Source organism: Streptomyces crystallinus (genome assembly GCF_039521265.1).
In the GTDB taxonomy this organism is placed as follows: Bacteria; Actinomycetota; Actinomycetes; order Streptomycetales; family Streptomycetaceae; genus Streptomyces; species Streptomyces crystallinus.
This window is the reverse complement of record NZ_BAAACA010000015.1, coordinates 117114-136460: the sequence shown is the minus strand read 5'-3', so window position 1 is coordinate 136460 and position 19347 is coordinate 117114. Positions and strand designations below refer to the sequence as shown.

The window sequence follows — 19347 nt, the reverse complement described above, 5'->3', positions numbered from 1 at the left end:
TCAATCCAGGATGAAGCTCTCCAGGTACGACGGGTTGGCCCGGTCCAGCATCGAGGCCGACCTCGCCCTGATCTGGCCGTCGCTGTGCTCGCTCGGCGGGAGCATCCAGAAGCGGTCGGCCCGGATGCCGTCGACGACCGCCTGGGCGACCTCCTCGACCGGGGTGAACTCGATCTCGTGCCCGGCCGCCCGCATCGCCGCCTCCCACTGGTCGAGGCTGCGGTAGGGCGCCTTGCGCGGGCGCTCCTTGGCGTACCGGGCCGGACGGTTGCGGTGCGACTCCCACAGGCCGGTGCGCAGCATGTGCGGGCCGGGGAAGAGCACGGAGGCGCCCACGCGCGCGTGCTCCGCCTTCAGGTGCGCGTAGAGCGACTCGGTCATGGTGACCACGGCCGCCTTGGTGACCGCGTACACGGAGGCGGTGGGCAGGGGCGCGATCCCGCCGTCGGCGGAGGAGGTGTTGACGACGTGGCCCGGCTCGCCGGACGCGATCATCCGGGGCACGAAGGCCTGGATGCCGTGGAAGACGCCCCACACGTTGACGGCGAAGGCCCACTGCCAGTCGTTGACCTCGTGCTCCCACATCCGGCCCTCGGCGCCCGAGCCGACGCCCGCGTTGTTGCACAGCACGTGGACGGCCCCGAACGTGTCGTACGCCGCGTCCGCGAGCTCCCGTACCGACGCCCGCTCGGAGACGTCGACCACGCGCGCGTGGACCCTTGCCCCGTCCTCGCGCAGCTCCTGCGCCGCCTTCTCCAGGGCCGCCTCCTCGACGTCCGCGAGGACCACCTTCAGCCCCTCGGCCGCGAACCGGCGGGCCATCGCGAGCCCGATCCCGCTCGCCGCGCCGGTGACGACGGCGACCTGCCCCTCGGTGAGCCGCATCACACGCTCCCGGCCGGCGGTCCGTCGAGGATCTGCTGGGGGTCGTCGTAGCGCTGGTGGATGTACGGCAACAGGTCGCGCGCGCTGACCCGTTCGGCCACCCGGCCCCGCTGGTCGGTGGTCTTCTCGCCGATCGTGATCTCCACGAGGCGGCGCACCGGCAGGTCCGCGACCGGGTCGTACATGGACTCGCGCAGCACCACGTCGCCGGTGATCCGCTCCAGCCTGCGGACCTTCTCGTTGCGTACGCAGTGCACGAGGACCGGGTCCGCGTCGAAGCCCTCGCCGTCCACGGCGGGCAGGAACTTGAAGTAGAAGTCGACCTTCTCGGTGGGCTCGGGCAGCGGCAGCACGCTGTCGACCGCGCCGCGCACCTCGACGAAGGCGATGCCGTGCCGGGCCAGCGAGGCCCGCACGACCAGGCCGTCGCGTTCGACGGTGACCTCGCCGAGCTTCTTCGGCTCGCCGAACACCTCGCGCCCGCCGATCAGCGCCCGCTCCTGGGTCATCGGCATCACCAGCGGATACCAGCCGCTCAGTCCGTCGTGCACGGCGGAGACCGCCACCGAGCCCGCGCCGAGCGGATAACCGGGCAGGTCCACCCGGCTGATGTTGGCCCGTACGAGTGAATCCCCGGCGGGCTTGAGCGGCGGCGGCAGCACCGCCGCCACCGCGTCGGGGTCGCTCTCCCAGACGGCCACCACACCGGTGGACCAGATGTCGGGGAGGCGGGAGCTCGCGGTGCGCGCGGCCCGGATCTCGTCCTCGGTCCGTGCGCCGTACCGTACGCGTGCCATGGCGTTCCACCCTTCCTGGGTCGTGCCTAGCGGTGCGGTCCCCCGGGTCTGTAACACAGTTACACCGAGGCCGATGAGGGGTAAAGACCCGTGCGGGAACGGGAGTGGGGAGGAGGTGGGCCGTGACGCGTACGTCGCTGAGCCGCGAGGAGGTCCTGGAAGCCGCCGGGGCCCTGGTCAGACAGCACGGCCCGGCCGCCCTGACGATGCGCAAGCTGGCCGCGGAGCTCGGCACCGCGGTCACCTCGATCTACTGGCACGTCGGCAACCGCGAGTCGCTGCTCGACGCGCTCGTCGAGCGGACCGTGCGCGAGCTCGGCGAGATCCGGCCGCACGGGCGCACCCCGGCCGCCCGGATCGTCTCGGTGGCCACGGCGCTGCGCCGGGAGCTGCGCCGGCGCCCGCACCTGATCGCGATGGTCCACGAACGCGGCCTGACCGAGCGGATGTTCCTGCCCGCCCAGCAGGCCCTGGTCCACGAGGTCCACCGGGCCGGGCTGCGCGGGGCGGCCGCCGCGCGGGTGGTGCGGGCCGTCCAGTTCCAGGTCGTCGGCCACGTCCTGGTGGAGCGCTACCGCGAGCGCGCCCCCGCCCAGCACCCCGGCGAGGACGAGCTCTGGCACACCGCGCCCGCCGAGCACGACCCGGCGCTCGCCCGCGCGCTGGCGCGCCCGCCGGACCCGGAGCGGCTGTTCGCCGCGTCGGTGCGGGCCCTGGTGGACGGGCTGCTGGCACAGCCGCGTTGACGGGCGCCGGTCGCGCTGTCAGTGGGGCCCCGTATTCTCTGTGACCATGCTCGACGACCGTACGACAGCAGCAGCGACGTGGCCGGCCGCCTACCCGAAGGGGTACGCGGTCGTCGACGTGGAGACCACCGGCCTCGCCCGCGACGACCGGATAGTCTCTGCTGCCGTCTACCGCCTGGACGCCCAGGGCAACGTCGAGGACCACTGGTACACGCTGGTGAACCCGGAGCGCGACCCCGGCCCGGTGTGGATCCACGGACTGACCACCGACGTCCTCGCGGACGCGCCGCTCTTCCCGGACATCGCCGGGGAGTTCGCCGAGCGCCTGGACGGCCGGGTGCTGGTCGCGCACAACGCGATCTTCGACTGGCAGATGATCGCCAGGGAGTACGCCCGGGCGAAGAGCGCGGCCCCGGTGCGCCAACGGCTGTGCACCATCGCGCTGTCCAAGGAGCTCGCCCTGCCGCTGCCCAACCACAAGCTGGAGTCGCTGGCCGCGCACTTCGGCGTGGTGCAGCAGCGCGCGCACCACGCCCTCGACGACGCGCGCGTGCTCGCCGAGGCGTTCCGCCCGAGCCTGCACACGGCGGCGCGGGTCGGGGCGCGGCTGCCGCTGCTCGAATGCCGCCCGCTCACCGAGTGGTCGGACGGCCCGGCCGCCCCCCGCATCGGCTACCAGGCCACCGGATCGTCGTACGGACGGAGCTCCAGCTGGCGGCCGGCGCGCAAGCGCCCGGCGTGCCCGTACCCCAACCCCGGGCGTTATGAAGCGGACAAACCACTCAAGCAGGGCATGAGGGTGGCGTTCTCCGGTGACACCTCCATCGACCGCGAGCTCCTGGAGGACCGCGCGGTCGAGGCCGGGCTGCACGTGGCGACCAGCGTCTCCCGGCTGACCAGCCTGCTGGTGACCAACGACCCGGACTCGGCGACCTCCAAGACGGTGAAGGCGAAGTCGTTCGGCACCCCGGTCGTCGACGAGGCGGCCTTCACCCAGCTGCTGCGGGACGTGGCTGCGGCAGACGGGTGACCGCATGGCGTGCCGCCCGCCGTTACGGCGCGGCGCGCCCCACCCTGTGGCGCATGGCACGTTGCGAGGTCTGCGGAAACGACTACGGGATGTCCTTCGAGGTGCACGCGCAGGGCGCGGTGCACGTCTTCGACTGCTTCTCCTGCGCCATCCACCGCATGGCGCCCATCTGCGAACACTGCCGGGTCCAGATCATCGGCCAGGGCGTCGAGGTCGAGGGGCACTGGTACTGCGGCGGGCACTGCGCCCGAGCGGAGGGCCAGGTGGGCATCGTCGACAAGGTCTGACCCCACCTACCCCGACCCCCCTGAGACCACCCCATGACGCGGTTGTACCGTCATGGGGTGTATCGCTTCCTGTTGTCCCGGCAGTGGGTGCTCGTCACCCTCCTCGCCCTCGTCCTCGTCCCCACGATGATCGAGCTGGGCTTCTGGCAGCTGCACCGCCACCAGCACCGGGTGGCGCAGAACGGCGTCATCGCGGACAACCTGAAGGCGAAGCCGGTCCCGGTGACCGAGCTCACCTCCCCCGGCCACACCGTCCCGCACGCCCAGTACTGGCGCCGGGTCACCGCCACCGGTACGTACGACACCGCGCACGAGGTCGTGGTGCGCCGCCGGACCGCCGCCGACGGCCGGGTCGGCTACCACGTCCTCACCCCCTTCGTCCTCGACAGCGGCCCGACCGTGCTGATCAACCGCGGCTGGGTGGCGGACAACGGCAGCCAGACCGAGTTCCCGAAGATCCCGGCCCCGCCCAGGGGCGAGGTCACCGTCACCGGGCGGCTGATGGCCGACCAGACGACCGCGGCCAGCGGGATCAAGGACGTCAAGGGACTGCCGCCGCGCCAGGTGATGCTGATCAGCAGCGCCCAGCAGCAGAAGGCGCTCGGCCGCCCGGTCCTGGGCGGCTACATCGAGCAGACCGCGCCCGAGTCCGCCGACAACTCCCCCGAGCTGATCCCCGCCCCGGACCACTCCTCGATCGGCCCGCACATGGCGTACGCCGTCCAGTGGTGGCTGTTCACCGCCGCGGTGCCGGTCGGCTGGGTGATCCTGGTCCGCCGCGAGAAGCGGGACCGGGCCGAGGCGGCCGCGAAGGATGAGACCGCGCAGCCCGCGCCGGCGACGGCCTGACCGGCCCTCGGCCCGTGCCGTCCGGCTCGGTGGACGTACTCACCTGATTGACAATTCCGCCGGGCGGGAACACGCCAGAGCGTGACGCGACGTATCCAACGCATCGAGGACTACGCCCTCATCGGCGACCTCCAGACCGCCGCCCTCGTCGGCCGGGACGGCTCCATCGACTGGCTCTGCCTGCCCCGCTTCGACTCCGCGGCCTGTTTCGCGGCGCTGCTCGGCGACGACGACAACGGCCACTGGCGGATCGCCCCGGTGGGCGCCGGGGACTGCACGCGCCGCGCCTACCTCGACGAGTCGCTCGTCCTGGAGTCGGTCTGGGAGACCCGCACCGGCACCGTCCGCCTCCTGGACTTCATGCCCCAGCGCGACAGGGCGCCCGACGTCGTACGGATCGTCGAGGGCGTCAGCGGGAGCGTCGAGATGAGCTCCGTGCTGCGGCTGCGCTTCGACTACGGCCGGGTGGTGCCCTGGGTGCGCCGCGCCGACGGCCACCGGGTCGCGGTGGCCGGCCCCGACTCGGTCTGGCTGCGCACCGACCCGGCCGTCAAGACCTGGGGCCAGCAGCTCAGCACCCGCTCCTCGTTCACCGTCGGCGCCGGCGAGAAGGTCGCGATGGTGATGACCTGGCACCCCTCGCACGAGCCGAGGCCGTCGATAATCGACCCGTACCAGGCGCTGGAGGAGAGCCTGGCGGACTGGCGCGAGTGGGCCGGCAAGTGCCAGTGCACCGGCCCCTACCGGGACGCCGTCGTCCGCTCCCTCATCACCCTCAAGGCGCTCACCTACGCCCCGACCGGCGGCATCGTGGCCGCCCCCACCACCTCGCTCCCGGAGGAGATCGGGGGCGTGCGCAACTGGGACTACCGCTACTGCTGGCTGCGCGACTCGACGCTGACCCTGGACGCGCTGGTCTCGGCCGGCTACCTCGACGAGGCGGCGGCCTGGCGCGACTGGCTGCTGCGCGCGGTCGCGGGCGACCCGGCCGACCTCCAGATCATGTACGGCCTCGGCGGCGAGCGGCGGCTGCCGGAGGTCGAACTGCCCTGGCTGACCGGCCACTTGGACTCCGCCCCGGTCCGGATCGGCAACGCCGCCGTCAAACAGCTCCAGCTCGACGTGTACGGGGAGGTCATCGACTCCCTCCACTCGGCCCGTACCGCGGGCATGGCCGCCAAGCGGCACACCTGGAACGTGGAGCTCAGCCTGCTCGGCTTCCTGGAGTCCCGCTGGCGCGAGCCCGACGAGGGCCTGTGGGAGGTGCGCGGGGAGCGCCGCCACTTCGTGCACTCCAAGGTGATGGCGTGGGTCGCCGCCGACCGCACGGTGCGGGCCCTGGAGAGCGACCCGTCCCGGCGCGGCGACGCGGAGCGCTGGCGGCGGATGCGGGACGAGGTGCACCGCGAGGTGTGCGAGAAGGGGTTCGACCCCCGGCGCAACACCTTCACCCAGTCGTACGGCTCCGCGGAGCTGGACGCGGCGACGCTGCTGATCCCCCGGGTCGGGTTCCTGCCGGGCGACGACCCGCGGGTGATCGGGACGGTGGACGCGGTCCGCGCCGAGCTGGGCCACGACGGCTTCGTACGCCGCTACACCACCGAGGGCCCCACGGTGGACGGGCTGCCCGGCGACGAGGGGACCTTCCTGGTCTGCTCGTTCTGGCTGGCCGACGCGCTGCGGCTGACCGGCCGGGAGAAGGAGGCGCGGGAGCTGTTCGACCGGCTCCTGGCGCTGCGCAACGACGTCGGTCTGCTCGCCGAGGAGTACGACCCGGTGGCCGGCCGGCAGCTGGGCAACTTCCCGCAGGCCTTCAGCCACATCGGGCTGGTGGCGGCGGCGATGGGGCTGGAGGCAGGATAGGCGCATGGATCTTGGACTGAAGGACCGCGTCTACGTCGTCACCGGTGCCTCCCGCGGGCTCGGCCTCGCCTCGGCGCGGGCGCTCACCGAGGACGGCGCGAAGACCGTGCTCAGCGGCCGCGACGAGAAGGCGCTGGCCGAGGCGGCCGGAGAGCTGGGCCCGAACGCGCTGGGCGTGGCCGTCGACAACGCCGACCCCGCCTCGGCCGCCCGGCTGATCGCCACCGCCCGCGAGCGGTTCGGCCGCTTCGACGGGGTGCTGATCAGCGTGGGCGGCCCGCCGCCGGGCTTCGTCGCCGACAACACCGACGAGCAGTGGCGTGCGGCGTTCGAGTCGGTGTTCCTGGGGGCGGTACGGATGGCGCGCACGGCGGCGGAGGAGCTGGACGAGGGCGGTGTGATCGGCTTCGTCCTGTCCGGCTCGGTCCACGAGCCCATCCCCGGCCTGACCGTCTCCAACGGCCTGCGCCCGGGCCTGGCGGGCTTCGCCAAGTCCCTGGCGGACGAACTGGGCCCGCGCGGCATCCGGGTGGTCGGCCTGCTGCCCTCCCGTATCGACACCGACCGGGTACGCCAGCTCGACGCCCTCTCCGGCGACGCGGAGGCCGCCCGTACGGCCAACGAGTCCCAGATCCCCCTGCGCCGCTACGGCACCCCCGAGGAGTTCGGCCGCACGGCCGCCTTCCTGCTCTCCCCCGCCGCGTCCTATCTGACGGGCCTGATGCTGCCGGTGGACGGCGGGGCGCGGCACGGGTTCTGAGACCTCGGTTCCGCCGGATCTGGCGCCGGGGCCCCGGCACCTGGGTCCGGCACCTGGGTCTGGAGGCGTCAACTCACCCGCCGGGCCCGGTGCTTGACCCCGTGCAGCCGGGCCTCGGCCGGGAGGGCCGCCAGGCCCGCCGAGTCGCGGGCGTGGGCCAGCGCCTGGGTGGTGAGGAGGGCCAGGGCCTCGGCGGGGGACGCGTGGGGCTCCAGGGCGAGGCTCACGCGAACCGCCGGCGTGGTGCGGCGGCCGTGCAGGGCCGCCTGGGCGCGGGCCACGCCCGGCAGTGCCTCCGCCTCGCCCGCCAGGACCGTCTCCAGGGCCCGGCCGCGCAGCAGCGCGCCCTCGCCGTCGCCCGAGTCCACCAGGACCTCGGCGAGCCGCGCCCGGCGGAACTGGGCCAGCAGCCACCACAGGGCGAGCAGGACGAGCACGGCGAGTGCCGCGATGACCGTGGGCCACCACCAGCCGTGGTCGTGCCAGCGCTCCCGGCGGGCCCGGGACAGCAGGACGTCACCGGTGTCCGTCCACGGCCACCACGACGGGACCGACAGGCCCGCCCCGGCCGCGAGGACCGCGCCGCCCACCGCGATCAGGACCAGCCCGGCGAGGCCGGTCAGCACCCGGTTCACCGTCCTGAGCATGGGTCACCTCTTCCTGGCGGCTCGGCCCACGTACACGGAGAGCCCGGGCTGTCCGGCGAGCCCGAGCTCCTTGATGCCCGCGCCGAGCGCGGCGTCCAGATCGGCCCGTACGTCGTCGAGCTCACGGAAGTGCGAGACGGCCCGGACGGCGACCTTGGCGCGGCCCATCCTGACCCGCACCGACTGCACACCGGGGACCTCCATCGCCCGGTCCCGCAGCACCAGCGCGGCGGCCGAGCGGTCCAGCCCCGCGCACACCGCGGCCGAGGCGCGCCGCATCGGCAGCACCTCCCGCAGCCCCGGCGTCACCGCCAGCACCACCAGCCAGATGCCGAGGGCCACCGCGACGCCCGCGCCGGTGAGCACCACCACGTCGTCCACGGCGTGCCGGGACAGCCAGTCGGCGAGCCTGCGGCGCCAGCGCATCGCGGGGCGGTCCGCCCGTACGGCGGCGATGTCGTACAACAGCGGCCCGCACAGGGCCAGGACGACGAGCGCGACCAGCGCGGCGGGCACCCGCCGCACCGCCCAGAAGCGCCCGGCCCGGCCGCCCTCGTCCTCGGCGAGGACCGGTACGGGGTCATAGGCGGCGGACGACTGCGACTGGTCGAGCCCGCCGTCGGAGTCGGCGCCCGCCCCCTTCTCCATGACGACGGGCAGCGGGCGCGTGCCGCCCTCGCCGCCGGGCTCGCCCTGGCCCGGCTCGTCGCTCTCGCTCATGTGATCCTCCCCCGGTCCGCCGTACCGGTGTGGGCCGCGTGCAGACGCTCGATCTGCACCGCCACCTCGGGCACCTCCATGCCCGCCAACGCCCTTACCCGCTCGGTCACGCGCCGACGCACGGCGCCGCACTGGGCGCCGAGATCGGAGGGGTAGCCGAGCTCCAGGCTGACCCGCACCCGGGCCACCTCCTGGTGGACCGTGACCGCCGCGTGGGGCGCGGTGCCGCCCTCGGGGGGCGCGCCCAGCGCCTCGCGCGCCGCCTGCGCGGCGATCTTCGCCACGACCCGGTCGGCGATCCGGGTCGCGCCGCGCTCGGCGGGCGCGATGCGGTGCGGCGCGGCGTGTCCGGCCGGGACGGCCTCGTTGGGGCCGGGCCGGGCCTCACCCGGCGACGCCGTCGACGACACCGTCATGGGCCCGCGTCACCGCCGCCGGTCGCCGCGGTCGCGGGGACGGAAGAAGTCACCGGGTTCGAGATCGCCCTCCAGGAACCTGCCCACCACGAATCCGATCGCGCCGAGCGCCGCGACCAGCAGGAACGCCCCGAACCCGCCGAAGTATCCGGCGAAGCCGAGCGCCATGCCGGCCACCATGCCGATCACCGCCATGCTCATCCTGAGCTCCTCAGTCGCTCCTCATTCGGGGGCCGGGGCCGCACCGGGTGCCTCACTGGAGCCGGGGCTCCAGCTCCTCCTCTTCCTCGTCCGGCAGCTTGACGTCGCTCACGGCGATGTTGACCTCGACGACCTCGAGGCCCGTCATGCGCTCCACGGCCGCGATCACGTTCTCTCGTACGGCACGGGCCACATCGGAGATCGACACGCCGTAGTCGACGACGATCTCGATGTCGAGGGCCGTCTGGACCTCGCCGACCTCGGCCTTCACCCCGCGCGCCACGGCGGCCCTGTTGCCGCCGGGTACCCGGTCGCGGACCGCGCCGAACGTACGCGACAGACCGCTGCCCATCGCGTGCACACCGACGACCTCGCGGGCCGCCAGTCCGGCGATCTTCTCCACCACGCCGTCGGCGATGGTGGTCCGGCCGCGCGTGCCGGGGTCACCGCCGCCGCGCCGGCCGGCCGGGTTCTTCCTGGTCCCGCCTTCGGACATGTCCTTGCCGCCCGGGCCGGTCGGTTCGGGGCGGCTGCGTTCCGCGGTGTCGCTCATGGCGTTCATCCCTTTCGACTTCCCCCTCCCCTCAGCTGCCCACACTAAGCGCGGTTGCCCCTTCTCGCGCCGGGGATGCGGCAGGGTGGAGCAATGACGCCTGACGTGTGGAGCACGGAGGTACGCCGCCATCTGGCCCTGGGCAGACTGCTGCCGATCGGGGAGGCGGCCGACGGCGCGTGGGTGACGGAACGGGCGGCGGGGGCGGTGCTGCGGGCCGCCTGCGCGCCCGTCCCGGGCCTGGCCGTGACGTCCCTGCGCCTCTCGCTCGCGGACCCGGCGACGGCCGGGCCCCCGGCGGTCCCGCCACCGCCGAGCGGACTGCCGCCCGGGGAGCTGCGGGCGGTGGTGGAGGTGGCGGTGTGGGGGCGGGACCGTCCGCGCACGCAAGAGGTACGGGAGGCGGTGCTGGCGGCGTCGGCGGCGCGTCCGGGGCTGCGCGTGTCCGTCGTCGACATCCACGTGACGTCCCTCCTGGACGACCCCGCGGACCCGGCTCCCCCCACTCCTCCACCCGGGGTACACCCCGATCCCCCGGCGGCGCTCCTGGCGGTGCCCGGGGTGGCGTGGGTGACGGCGGAGCTGGGGGTCGGGGCGCGGTGTGTGGAGGTGGCGGTGGGGGCGGGGTTCCGGGCGGTGCCGGTGGTACGGAAGGTTCGGGGGGTGGTGGGGGGCGCCACGCCGGTGCTGGTGACGTGGCTGGCGTGACTTCTCCCCGGCCGGCGGAACCCTTCGCCTGCGGACCGTGGGTGGCTGGTCGCGCAGTTCCCCGCGCCCCTAGGGGGTCGGCCGCAGCCGGAGAACCCAGCTCAGCCACAGGCTTTTAGGGGCGCGGGGAACTGCGCGAGAAGAGGCCACCGGCCCGCAGACAAACGGGCCCGCCCCCGGAGGGTTTAGGGAAGGGGCGGGGAGGGGCTCAATCCGACAGGCCGGCCAGATCGCGCAGACGCCGCCCCTGCGCCCCCCGCTCAGCCACCCGCTGCTCCTCGTACGACCGCCCCGAAACCCCCCGCAGCAACGCCTTCGTCTCGATCACCGCATCCCGCGGCGCCGCGACAATGGCAGCCGCCAAGTCCCGTACGGCCGCGTCGAGTTCAGCCGCCGGAACCGCCAGGTTCGCGAGCCCGATCCGCTCGGACTCGTCCGCTCCGACGAAGCGGCCGGTCACACAGATCTCCAGGGCGCGGGCATAGCCCACCAGGCTCACCAGGGGGTGGGTGCCCGTGAGGTCCGGCACCAGGCCCAGGCTGGTCTCGCGCATGGCGAACTGCACGTCGTCCGCGACGACGCGCAGGTCACAGGCGAGGGCGAGCTGGAAGCCCGCCCCGATCGCATGCCCCTGGACCGCCGCGACCGACACGATGTCGTTGCGGCGCCACCAGGTGAACGCCTCCTGGTACTCGGCGATGACCCCGTCCAGCTCCGCGTCGGAGCCGCGCGCGAGGTCGATGAAGGACGGCTCGCCGTCGAAGCCCTCGGGAGTGAAGGCCTGACGGTCGAGGCCCGCGGAGAAGGACTTGCCCTCTCCCCGCAGTACGACGACCCGGACGGTGCCGGGCAGCTCCTGACCAGCGGCCGCCAACGCCCGCCACAGAGCGGGAGACTGGGCGTTGCGCTTGTCCGGATTGGTCAGGGTCACCGTGGCGACTGCGTCGTCGACGGTGAGCCGGACGCCGTCCTTGTCGAGTACGAGGTCGGGCGAAGCCATGGGGCGCCTCCGGGTCGGGTACGGTCACGTAAGTGACTGCACAGTAACCACCCGGCCGACCGTGCGGCCGACCGGGTGGCAACCCGATCCGACGGAGCCATGGACCCATGGGCCCGGACCCGGAGAAACCGGGCCCGGAAGAGCTGGGGCCGCGAGACGCCGGGCCCCTGGACCCGCCCGGCCCGGTCAGGCCGAGGCGGTCTTCTTGCCGCGTGTCGCTCCGCCGCGTCCGCGCAGTACCACCCCGGACTCGCTGAGCATCCGGTGGACGAATCCGTAGGAGCGGCCGGTCTCTTCGGCCAACGCCCGGATGCTCGCACCGGAGTCGTACTTCTTCTTCAGGTCTGCCGCGAGCTTGTCGCGCGCGGCGCCGGTCACCCGGCTGCCCTTCTTCAGAGTCTCGGCCACCCGTGCCTCCTCATGGGAAGTGCGCTCTGGACTTCTCATGATCACCCCTCCCGGGCTTCCTGGCCACCCATTCGGCAAGGTCGGTGCAAGCGGGTTTCGGCGCAGGGCGGGGCGAGACGGGGCCGGAATCAAAAATTCCGCACGGCCGCGGAACCACCCCGGATTCCAGCGTGGCAAGAACCCGCTGGTCAGAGGTGTGCTCGGGGTCACACTCCGGAATCAGCCCGTCCCGTACCCACCGGATCTTGATCCCGTGCATGACACGCCGGGGTACGAGACGCACTCACTCAGATTGAGGATCACGCGTAAGCCGAATGATCCATATGGAGTGGATCAGTCGCCCAGCGTCACGCCAGGGCGACCAGATCCGCGTAGTCCGGACCCCACAGGTCCTCGACCCCGTCGGGCAGCAGAATGATGCGCTCGGGCTGTAGAGCCTCGACCGCGCCCTCGTCGTGCGTCACTAGAACGACCGCGCCCTTGTACGTGCGCAGCGCGCCCAGGATCTCCTCGCGGCTGGCCGGGTCGAGGTTGTTGGTCGGCTCGTCGAGCAGCAGCACGTTGGCGGACGAGACCACCAGCGTGGCCAGCGCCAGCCGGGTCTTCTCACCGCCGGAGAGCACGCCCGCGGGCTTGTCCACGTCGTCGCCGGAGAACAGGAACGAGCCCAGCGTCTTGCGGACCTCGACCAGGTCCAGGTCCGGCGCCGAGGAGCGCATGTTCTCCAGGACCGTGCGGTCCGGGTCGAGCGTCTCGTGCTCCTGGGCGTAGTAGCCGAGCTTGAGGCCGTGACCGGGAGTGACCTCGCCGGTGTCCGCCTGCTCGGCGCCCGCGAGCAGCCGCAGCAGGGTGGTCTTGCCGGCGCCGTTGAGGCCGAGGATGACGACCCGGGAGCCCTTGTCGATGGCCAGGTCGACGTCGGTGAAGATCTCCAGCGAGCCGTACGACTTGGACAGGCCCTCGGCGGTCAGCGGGGTCTTGCCGCAGGGCGCCGGGTCCGGGAAGCGCAGCTTGGCGACCTTGTCGGAGACGCGCACGGCCTCGAGGCCCGAGAGCAGCCGCTCGGCGCGCTTGGCCATGTTCTGCGCGGCCACCGTCTTGGTCGCCTTGGCGCGCATCTTGTCGGCCTGCGAGTTGAGGGCGGCGGCCTTCTTCTCGGCGTTCTGGCGCTCGCGCTTGCGGCGCTTCTCGTCGGCCTCGCGCTGCTGCTGGTAGAGCTTCCAGCCCATGTTGTAGACGTCGATCTGGGAGCGGTTGGCGTCCAGGTAGAACACCTTGTTGACGACCGTCTCGACCAGGTCCACATCGTGGGAGATCACGATGAAGCCGCCGCGGTAGGTCTTGAGGTAGTCGCGCAGCCAGACGATCGAGTCGGCGTCGAGGTGGTTGGTGGGCTCGTCGAGGAGCAGGGTGTCGGCGTCCGAGAACAGGATGCGGGCAAGCTCAACACGGCGGCGCTGACCGCCGGAGAGGGTGTGCAGCGGCTGGCCGAGCACCCGGTCGGGCAGGCCGAGCGCGGCGGCGATGGTGGCGGCCTCGGCCTCGGCGGCGTACCCGCCGCGGGTGAGGAACTCCGTCTCCAGGCGCTCGTACTTCTTCATCGCCTTCTCACGCGTGGCGCCCTTGCCGTTCGCCATGCGCTCCTCGTTCTCGCGCATCTTGCGCAGCACCTCGTCGAGGCCGCGCGCGGAGAGCACGCGGTCGCGCGCGAGGACGTCGAGGTCGCCGGTCCGGGGGTCCTGCGGCAGATAGCCGACCTCGCCGGAGCGGGTGATGGTGCCGGCGGCCGGGATGCCCTCGCCGGCCAGGCACTTGGTGAGGGTGGTCTTACCGGCTCCGTTGCGCCCGACGAGGCCGATGCGGTCGCCCTTGGCGATACGGAAGGACGCGTTCTCGATGAGGATGCGGGCGCCGGCGCGCAGCTCGATGCCGGTGGCGGTGATCACGGAAATACTCCAGGGCGGTGTGGACGGCGGGGTGGACGGAGGTCGAAGGAGCGTCGACGCCGTCTAATGCACAAGGAGAATTGCCATGGGCCAATTCTAGCGGGGGTGTGCAACTGCTTTTACGTGCGGTGATCCCTTGGGGAAGGTCGTCCGCCGCCCTCGCGGGCCCCGGGTGCGGCGGCCTCCCGCAGGCGGTGGCTCACACCACGCGCGCGGGGAGCTCGTTGCCCAGCGGAGTGCGGCCCGGTGCGACGCGCCCCAGGGTGTCCACCGCCACCAGCTCCTGGGTCCACGTGTCCCGGTCGCGGCAGGGCTGGGCCAGGATCAGCACGCCCGCCACGCGCGCGACGCGGCCCGGGTCGAAGGCGCACTCCGGCCGGGCGGGCAGCGTCCAGCGCAGATCCCCGTCGGCGGTGCGGTACGCGGCGACGCGCTCGGGGGTGACGACGGCGAGCATCCCGCCGCCGCGCCCGGCCGGAGCGAGCTGCTGGAGCACGCCCGCGGCCCGGCCCGGGCGCCCGGCGAGCCAGTCCGCGAGGCCCGGGACGGCCCGGTGCCAGCGGACCGCGTCGACCGAGAGCACGCGCGCGGTGTCGGTGACCATGCCGTCGCTCCACAGCGCGAAGGCGTGCCCGGGCGCCGTGCGAACCGCGAGCGGGCGCCGCCCTTCGCGCCGGTACGTCCAGCCGCGCGCCCCGCTCCTGGGGTCGTACGCCTCGACGGCCGCGCCCCGCACCCGTACCGCCGCGTGGGCGGGCGCGGCGGCGGGCACAACAGTGAGCAGGTCGCCGTAGGGGGCGGGCCGGGCGTGCCGGGCGGCGGTCATCAGCGGAAGGGCCAGTACGGCGGCGACGGCGGCCAGCGCGAGACGGTTCCGGTCCATGAGGCGCCGAGCGTATCGGCCGCCGCGTGGCAAAACGGGCGCAACGCACTGAACTGTTCGATACTCGGGGTGACAGTGGGTGACGGAGGGTGGTAGCCGTGCAGTTCGACGACGACGCCGATCTGGACACGTCCGAGGTCGAGGACGTCCGGGGCAGCCGCGTCCCGGGCGGCAGGGCCACCATCGGCGGGGGCATCGTCGGGCTCGTCGCACTCGTGCTCGGCCTGCTGTTCGGGGTCGGCCCCGAGCAGCTGGGGCTCTCCTCCGGCGACTCCGCTCCGGCGTCCTCGGTGTCCGCGCAGGGGCAGGTGCAGGCGAACTGCCGCAAGGGCAGCGACGCCAACACCAAGGAGGACTGCCGGGTCCTCGCGGTGGTCAACAGCGTGCAGGACTACTGGTCGCAGGAGCTGCCGCGCCGGGGCGAGCGCTACACGCCCGCGTCGACCGTCTTCTTCACCGGCCGGGTGGCCACCGCGTGCGGCACCGCGACCTCGGCGGTTGGGCCCTTCTACTGCCCGCGCGACCGGAAGGTCTATCTGGACCTGGGGTTCTTCGACGACCTGCGGACCAAGTTCGGCGCCGGCGGCGGGCCGTTCGCCCAGGCGTACGTGGTGGCGCACGAGTACGGGCACCACGTCCAGAACCTGGCGGGCACCCTCGCCCGCTCGCAGGACGGGCGGCAGGGCGCGAACAGCAACGCGGTACGGGTCGAGCTCCAGGCCGACTGCTACGCCGGGGTGTGGGCGCACCACGCCACGACCGCGCCGGACGCGCGGACCGGCAGGCCGGTGCTGACCCGGCTGACCGACCAGGACATCAAGGACGGCCTGGACGCGGCGGCGGCCGTGGGCGACGACCGGATCCAGGAGAAGTTCCAGGGCCGGGTCACCCCGGAGTCGTGGACGCACGGCTCGGCCCAGCAGCGCCGGCAGTGGTTCTCCACCGGCTTCAAGACGGGCGACATGACCCGCTGCGACACCTTCGCGCGCTGATCTCCGGTCCGCTACACCTCGCCCGTGTGGACCTGGAAGGCCGCGCGCCGCACGGCCTTGGCCAGCGCCGGGTCCGGATGGGCGGCGGCGAGCGCGACCAGCACCTGGACGGTCCTGGGGTGGCCGACGGCCCTGACCTCGTCGAGCAGGGCGGGCACGGTGCCCTGTACGGCGGAGTCGAGGTGGCGCACCATCAGGTCGACCTCGCCGTGGTCGGCGACGGCGGCGGCCGTGTCGACCCAGAGCCAGGTGGACTCCTCCCGGGTGAGGACGGCGGTGACGTCCTCGGGGTCGGTGCCCTCGTGCTCGGCGAGCCAGAGCAGGGCGTAGGGGCGCAGGAAGATCTCGTCGGTGGCGGCGCGGACCTCCGGCTCGGCGGGGGCGCCGACGACCCGGAGCGCCTCGAAGGCGAGCCCGCGCACCAGCGCGTCCTCGCCCCGGGCCGCGTCCAGCAGCTCGGTCACCGCGCTGCCGACCGGCCGGGCGGCGAGCCAGGCGCGGTACTCGGCGCGGGCCGGGCCGGGGGTGAGCCGGGCGCAGCCGCGCAGCATGTCCTCGGCGGACCGCTCGATGTTGCCCGCCGGGCTCTGCGCGGCGACGCAGATCTGCTCCAGCTTGACCCACACCGCCCAGTTGCCGAGCGGGGTGAGGGTGGCCGAGCCCTCGGAGAGGGTGAGCGCGCCGACGGCGGCGAGGCCGGCGAGCGCCCAGTCGAGGAGGAGGGAGAGGAAGGCGAGGGAGGCGGGGTGGTCCCCGCCGGGGCCGTCGCCGGTGCCGTCGGCGCCGGTGCCGTCGGGCACCTCGCACCGCTCGTCGCGCAGTTCGGCGACGCGCTGACCGAGCAGGTCGAGCAGGGCCGGTACGAGGACGGGGCCGGCCGACAGCTGGAGGAGGGAGAGCACCTGGGGGACGGCTTCGACGACCTCGGCCACGGCGGCGGGCGCGATGGCGGCCGGGGCGGGGTGGACGATCGACCAGGCGTCGAAGAGGGCGACCCAGCCGCGCAGCACCGCGGCGTCGTCGCGGTCCCAGGCGCGCAGCCGCCAGCCGGGGCGTGCGGTGCCGCCGTGCAGCTCGACGAGTCCGGCGAGCCGGGCCCGGTCCCAGCCGGCCCGCACCTGGGCGGGCGTCAGCCCCACGGTGGCGGCGGCCTGTTCGGCGGCCGCGGCGGACAGGGCGCCCGTCGGGGCGGGGCGGGGCGCGCTGCCCCGGGCGCGCTCGGCGTCGGCCCAGCGGGCGACGCGTACGGCGTCGGCGAGCACCGCTCTGGCCTGGCGGGCCAGTTCGGCGGCGGCCGGGGTGCCCTCCGGCGGCCGGGACGCCCGGGAGCGGCGCTCGCTCACGGCCCGGCGGGCGGTGGCGAGGGGGCGGGCATCCTTCGCGTGCGGTGCGCGGACAAGCCGCAGTCTGGAGTCTCGCGGCAACTTCTCTTCAGGCTTCCGGGACGTCACGGATGCAGTCTTCCCGTTGACGGGCAGAAAGCCCAAACGGAATGGAGATCGTCTCCTTCCGCACGGGCCGGGAACGACCGGCGCGCGGGGCCCGGGCCCCGGGTCGGCGCGCTGTGTTGACCGGCCGAAACGCGAAGCGGAACGACCGCCCTGATCGCCGGGCGCGGTACCCGGAGCCCCGTGGGCCGCTCGCGGGGGCTCCGGGCCCGTTGGTCACACCAGCGGGGTCAGGAAGCGCCGCAGCGCCTCCTCGTAACGGTCGGGGTCGGCGTTCCACATCGCGGCGTGCGGGGCGTCGCGGACCGTGTGAAGGGTCACCAGATCGGGACGGCGGGCCGCGAGTTCACGGGTGAGCGGCCAGGAGGCGAGGGTGTCGTCGGGGCCGTGGAAGACCAGGGTCGGCACGCGCAGGGCGGCCGGGTCGGCCGCCTCGCCCAGACGGTCGCCGTGCGGGCCGGTGCGGCCCTGCGCGGCCCGCACGGCGAGCGGCAGCAGGGCGCTCGGGGCGCCGTGGGCGAGCGCCAGGGCGCGCACCGTGCCCTCCCAGTCGAGCACCGGGGAGTCCAGGACGACGCCCGCGATGCGGCCGCGCATCCCGGAGCGCGCGGCGGCGTGCAGCGCCATGGTGGCGCCGGTGGACCAGCCGTGCAGGATGACGCGCCGGGCGCCGGAGCGGACGGCGTAGCGGACCGCGGCGTCGAGGTCGCGCCACTCCGAGTCGCCGAGGTGGCCGAGCCCGTCCGGGGAGCGGGGTGCGCCCTCGTCGCCCCGGTAGGCGAGGTCGAGCACCGTCATCTGCCGGCGGTGCAGGAAGCCCATGACGTTGAGCGGGTGCTCGCGGGTGGTGCCCAGGCCGTGCACGGTGATCACCCAGGTGTCCCGTACGCCCTTGACCAGCCAGGCGGGCAGCACCCCGAGCTCCGCGGGGATCTCGACGTCCTCGTGGTCGAGGCCGAGCGCCCCGGCCGGGGTGCCGTGGTGGAGCTGCGGGGTGAGCCGGACCCGGTCGCCCGGCTGCGGGCTCCCCCGGGTGACCCGCTCCAGCCGGCGCACCACGGTGTCCGCGGCGTGCGGCACGTCGACGACGTCGCCGACCACCGCGTGGACGCCGGAGCCCTCGATCCCGTACGTGCCGGGGCGCAGCGAGGCCAGACAGCGGGTCAGGGAGATCCGTCCGGGGGCCGTGGCGTGCACGGTGAGCTCGGGGTCGGTGGGCAGCGGGCGGCCCGGCGGTGCCTTCAGGGCCGCGTCGCTCGCGTACCGTCCGGCGGCCACCGCTGCCGCGCCGACGCCGATGAGTGTGGTGACGGCCGCTGCCGTCGCTGTAGCCGGGCGCACCGTTCCAGTGTCGGCAGTACGCGGCGACACGGCCAGTGGGCGGGGCCTACCGGGGGCCGGTTGCCCGGCGCGCGGGGCCGGAGGGTCCGAAGAGCGGCTCTCAAACCTGCCCGTATCCCCGGAACTGTTCGGCGGCCCGGTCGAGGTCGGCGGCGGAGAGCAGGGAGGGGGTGCGGCCGGGCACCGAGGAGGCGGCCAGCCAGAGGCGGCACATCCACTCCAGCTGGGCGGTGCGGTCGTAGGCCTGGGAGAGCGTGGCCCCGTAGGTGACCGCTCCGTGGTTCTGGAGGAGGCAGCCGGTGCGGCCGTCGAGGGCGCGCAGCATGTTCCGCGCCAGTTCCTCGGTCCCGTACAGGGCGTAGGGCGCCACCTGGACCGGACCACCGAGCTCGGCGGCCATGTAGTGGACCGGCGGCAGCTCGCTGACCAAGGTGGAGACGGCCGTGGCGTGCACGGCGTGGGTGTGCACGACGGCCCGCGCGTCGGTGTCCCTGTATACGGCCAGGTGCATCGGCAGCTCACTGGTGGGCCGCAGGGTGCCGGTCACCTGGCGGCCGGTGAGGTCCACGGCGACGGTGTCGCCGGGGCCGAGGCGGTCGTAGGCGACCCCGGAGGGGGTCACGAGGACCAGGTCGCCGACGCGTACCGAGACATTGCCCGAGGTGCCGACGACCAGGCCTTCGTCGGCGGTGCGGCGGGCGGTGGCGGTCAGCTCGGCCCAGGCCGCGGCGATCGCTGCGGAGTCCATCGGCTCTCCCATGGGGTGATCCTCGCAGGCTCCGCGGCGCGGGTGGAGGCGTGAGCGGAATCTCTTCAATGGGGCCGATGACCGGTTCGTATGGCTTTGATACGCCTTGATCGAACCGG

22 protein-coding genes are annotated in these 19347 nt (G+C 73.8%); 8 read left to right on the top strand and 14 right to left on the bottom strand.

Going from position 1 to position 19347, the window contains the following annotated elements; genetic code table 11:
- On the bottom strand, nucleotides 1-885 hold the full coding sequence (locus tag ABD236_RS16030; protein ID WP_344074363.1) for an SDR family NAD(P)-dependent oxidoreductase: 885 nt from the start codon (nucleotides 883-885) through the stop codon (nucleotides 1-3).
- Nucleotides 885-1682, bottom strand: a complete 798-nt coding sequence (locus ABD236_RS16025) for an acetoacetate decarboxylase family protein (RefSeq protein ID WP_344074362.1) — start codon at nucleotides 1680-1682, stop codon at nucleotides 885-887. The genes ABD236_RS16030 and ABD236_RS16025 overlap by 1 nt, the downstream gene beginning before the upstream one ends.
- A gap of 122 nt (nucleotides 1683-1804) precedes the next feature.
- Here ABD236_RS16025 and ABD236_RS16020 point away from each other — a divergent pair, with 122 nt between their 5' ends.
- The 6 genes from ABD236_RS16020 (at nucleotide 1805) to ABD236_RS15995 (ending at nucleotide 7217) form a co-directional block, all read left to right on the top strand.
- Nucleotides 1805-2428: a TetR/AcrR family transcriptional regulator gene (locus ABD236_RS16020; protein WP_344074361.1), complete on the top strand. Its 624-nt coding sequence runs from the start codon at nucleotides 1805-1807 to the stop codon at nucleotides 2426-2428.
- Between the two features lie 46 nt (nucleotides 2429-2474).
- Complete coding sequence (locus ABD236_RS16015; RefSeq protein ID WP_344074360.1) at nucleotides 2475-3458, top strand: DEDDh family exonuclease; 984 nt, start codon at nucleotides 2475-2477, stop codon at nucleotides 3456-3458.
- A gap of 53 nt (nucleotides 3459-3511) precedes the next feature.
- A complete protein-coding gene (locus tag ABD236_RS16010; RefSeq protein WP_266991763.1) occupies nucleotides 3512-3745 on the top strand; it encodes a hypothetical protein in 234 nt (77 codons plus the stop codon).
- A gap of 57 nt (nucleotides 3746-3802) precedes the next feature.
- The gene (locus ABD236_RS16005) at nucleotides 3803-4594 is read left to right on the top strand and encodes an SURF1 family cytochrome oxidase biogenesis protein (RefSeq protein WP_344074359.1); all 792 of its coding nucleotides are present in this window, start codon (nucleotides 3803-3805) and stop codon (nucleotides 4592-4594) included.
- Between the two features lie 81 nt (nucleotides 4595-4675).
- Nucleotides 4676-6457: a glycoside hydrolase family 15 protein gene (locus ABD236_RS16000; protein ID WP_344074358.1), complete on the top strand. Its 1782-nt coding sequence runs from the start codon at nucleotides 4676-4678 to the stop codon at nucleotides 6455-6457.
- Between the two features lie 4 nt (nucleotides 6458-6461).
- On the top strand, nucleotides 6462-7217 hold the full coding sequence (locus tag ABD236_RS15995) for an SDR family oxidoreductase (protein WP_344074357.1): 756 nt from the start codon (nucleotides 6462-6464) through the stop codon (nucleotides 7215-7217).
- A gap of 68 nt (nucleotides 7218-7285) precedes the next feature.
- On the opposite strand, the gene amaP is transcribed toward ABD236_RS15995, so the two are convergent.
- The 5 genes from amaP to ABD236_RS15970 are packed head-to-tail and all read right to left on the bottom strand — an operon-like array spanning nucleotide 7286 to nucleotide 9754.
- A complete protein-coding gene (amaP, locus tag ABD236_RS15990) occupies nucleotides 7286-7864 on the bottom strand; it encodes an alkaline shock response membrane anchor protein AmaP (protein ID WP_344074356.1) in 579 nt (192 codons plus the stop codon).
- A gap of 3 nt (nucleotides 7865-7867) precedes the next feature.
- Nucleotides 7868-8584 carry a DUF6286 domain-containing protein gene (locus ABD236_RS15985; protein WP_425543878.1) on the bottom strand — a complete coding sequence of 239 codons (717 nt, stop codon included), beginning with the start codon at nucleotides 8582-8584 and terminating at the stop codon, nucleotides 7868-7870.
- Nucleotides 8581-9000 carry a hypothetical protein gene (locus ABD236_RS15980; RefSeq protein ID WP_344074355.1) on the bottom strand — a complete coding sequence of 140 codons (420 nt, stop codon included), beginning with the start codon at nucleotides 8998-9000 and terminating at the stop codon, nucleotides 8581-8583. Before ABD236_RS15980 ends, ABD236_RS15985 begins: the two co-directional genes overlap by 4 nt.
- 9 nt (nucleotides 9001-9009) lie before the next feature.
- Entirely contained in the window at nucleotides 9010-9201 is a 192-nt protein-coding gene (locus ABD236_RS15975; RefSeq protein WP_190093630.1) for a hypothetical protein, read from the bottom strand.
- 52 nt (nucleotides 9202-9253) lie between these two features.
- Nucleotides 9254-9754: an Asp23/Gls24 family envelope stress response protein gene (locus tag ABD236_RS15970; protein WP_344074354.1), complete on the bottom strand. Its 501-nt coding sequence runs from the start codon at nucleotides 9752-9754 to the stop codon at nucleotides 9254-9256.
- A gap of 93 nt (nucleotides 9755-9847) precedes the next feature.
- Between ABD236_RS15970 and ABD236_RS15965 the strand changes: the two genes are divergently transcribed.
- Nucleotides 9848-10462: a nucleopolyhedrovirus P10 family protein gene (locus tag ABD236_RS15965; RefSeq protein ID WP_344074353.1), complete on the top strand. Its 615-nt coding sequence runs from the start codon at nucleotides 9848-9850 to the stop codon at nucleotides 10460-10462.
- 208 nt (nucleotides 10463-10670) lie between these two features.
- Here the strand turns inward: ABD236_RS15965 and ABD236_RS15960 are convergent, their stop codons facing one another.
- The 4 genes from ABD236_RS15960 to ABD236_RS15945 form a co-directional block, all read right to left on the bottom strand.
- Nucleotides 10671-11462 carry an enoyl-CoA hydratase/isomerase family protein gene (locus ABD236_RS15960; protein ID WP_344074352.1) on the bottom strand — a complete coding sequence of 264 codons (792 nt, stop codon included), beginning with the start codon at nucleotides 11460-11462 and terminating at the stop codon, nucleotides 10671-10673.
- Nucleotides 11463-11648: 186 nt separating this feature from the next.
- Nucleotides 11649-11870, bottom strand: coding sequence for a helix-turn-helix domain-containing protein (locus tag ABD236_RS15955; protein ID WP_067157635.1), 222 nt, complete (start codon nucleotides 11868-11870; stop codon nucleotides 11649-11651).
- A 347-nt stretch (nucleotides 11871-12217) separates the two neighbouring features.
- The gene (locus tag ABD236_RS15950) at nucleotides 12218-13816 is read right to left on the bottom strand and encodes an ABC-F family ATP-binding cassette domain-containing protein (RefSeq protein WP_344074351.1); all 1599 of its coding nucleotides are present in this window, start codon (nucleotides 13814-13816) and stop codon (nucleotides 12218-12220) included.
- A 199-nt stretch (nucleotides 13817-14015) separates the two neighbouring features.
- Nucleotides 14016-14699 (bottom strand): PQQ-binding-like beta-propeller repeat protein, encoded by a 684-nt coding sequence (locus tag ABD236_RS15945; protein ID WP_344074350.1) that lies wholly within the window; start codon nucleotides 14697-14699, stop codon nucleotides 14016-14018.
- Nucleotides 14700-14797: 98 nt separating this feature from the next.
- Between ABD236_RS15945 and ypfJ the strand changes: the two genes are divergently transcribed.
- Nucleotides 14798-15691: a KPN_02809 family neutral zinc metallopeptidase gene (gene ypfJ / locus ABD236_RS15940; RefSeq protein WP_344074349.1), complete on the top strand. Its 894-nt coding sequence runs from the start codon at nucleotides 14798-14800 to the stop codon at nucleotides 15689-15691.
- Between the two features lie 11 nt (nucleotides 15692-15702).
- On the opposite strand, the gene ABD236_RS15935 is transcribed toward ypfJ, so the two are convergent.
- The 3 genes from ABD236_RS15935 to ABD236_RS15925 form a co-directional block, all read right to left on the bottom strand.
- On the bottom strand, nucleotides 15703-17034 hold the full coding sequence (locus ABD236_RS15935) for a hypothetical protein (protein ID WP_344074348.1): 1332 nt from the start codon (nucleotides 17032-17034) through the stop codon (nucleotides 15703-15705).
- Nucleotides 17035-17355: 321 nt separating this feature from the next.
- Nucleotides 17356-18480 carry an alpha/beta hydrolase gene (locus tag ABD236_RS15930; RefSeq protein WP_344074347.1) on the bottom strand — a complete coding sequence of 375 codons (1125 nt, stop codon included), beginning with the start codon at nucleotides 18478-18480 and terminating at the stop codon, nucleotides 17356-17358.
- A 100-nt stretch (nucleotides 18481-18580) separates the two neighbouring features.
- On the bottom strand, nucleotides 18581-19240 hold the full coding sequence (locus ABD236_RS15925; protein WP_344074346.1) for a class II aldolase/adducin family protein: 660 nt from the start codon (nucleotides 19238-19240) through the stop codon (nucleotides 18581-18583).
- Between the last annotated feature and the right edge of the window lie 107 nt (nucleotides 19241-19347).

Excerpts from the sequence above, each read along its gene's own strand:
- ABD236_RS15945 (WP_344074350.1), bottom strand. The coding sequence starts at position 14,699 with ATGGACCGGAACCGTCTCGCGCTGGCCGCCGTCGCCGCCGTACTGGCC.
- ABD236_RS16015 (WP_344074360.1), top strand. The coding sequence starts at position 2,475 with ATGCTCGACGACCGTACGACAGCAGCAGCGACGTGGCCGGCCGCCTAC.
- ABD236_RS15925 (WP_344074346.1), bottom strand. The coding sequence starts at position 19,240 with ATGGGAGAGCCGATGGACTCCGCAGCGATCGCCGCGGCCTGGGCCGAG.
- ABD236_RS15995 (WP_344074357.1), top strand. The coding sequence starts at position 6,462 with ATGGATCTTGGACTGAAGGACCGCGTCTACGTCGTCACCGGTGCCTCC.
- ABD236_RS15965 (WP_344074353.1), top strand. The coding sequence starts at position 9,848 with ATGACGCCTGACGTGTGGAGCACGGAGGTACGCCGCCATCTGGCCCTG.
- ABD236_RS15980 (WP_344074355.1), bottom strand. The coding sequence starts at position 9,000 with ATGACGGTGTCGTCGACGGCGTCGCCGGGTGAGGCCCGGCCCGGCCCC.
- ABD236_RS16025 (WP_344074362.1), bottom strand. The coding sequence starts at position 1,682 with ATGGCACGCGTACGGTACGGCGCACGGACCGAGGACGAGATCCGGGCC.
- ABD236_RS15975 (WP_190093630.1), bottom strand. The coding sequence starts at position 9,201 with ATGAGCATGGCGGTGATCGGCATGGTGGCCGGCATGGCGCTCGGCTTC.
- ABD236_RS15985 (WP_425543878.1), bottom strand. The coding sequence starts at position 8,584 with ATGAGCGAGAGCGACGAGCCGGGCCAGGGCGAGCCCGGCGGCGAGGGC.
- ABD236_RS16030 (WP_344074363.1), bottom strand. The coding sequence starts at position 885 with ATGCGGCTCACCGAGGGGCAGGTCGCCGTCGTCACCGGCGCGGCGAGC.
- ABD236_RS15960 (WP_344074352.1), bottom strand. The coding sequence starts at position 11,462 with ATGGCTTCGCCCGACCTCGTACTCGACAAGGACGGCGTCCGGCTCACC.
- ABD236_RS15970 (WP_344074354.1), bottom strand. The coding sequence starts at position 9,754 with ATGAGCGACACCGCGGAACGCAGCCGCCCCGAACCGACCGGCCCGGGC.
- ABD236_RS16010 (WP_266991763.1), top strand. The coding sequence starts at position 3,512 with ATGGCACGTTGCGAGGTCTGCGGAAACGACTACGGGATGTCCTTCGAG.
- amaP (WP_344074356.1), bottom strand. The coding sequence starts at position 7,864 with ATGCTCAGGACGGTGAACCGGGTGCTGACCGGCCTCGCCGGGCTGGTC.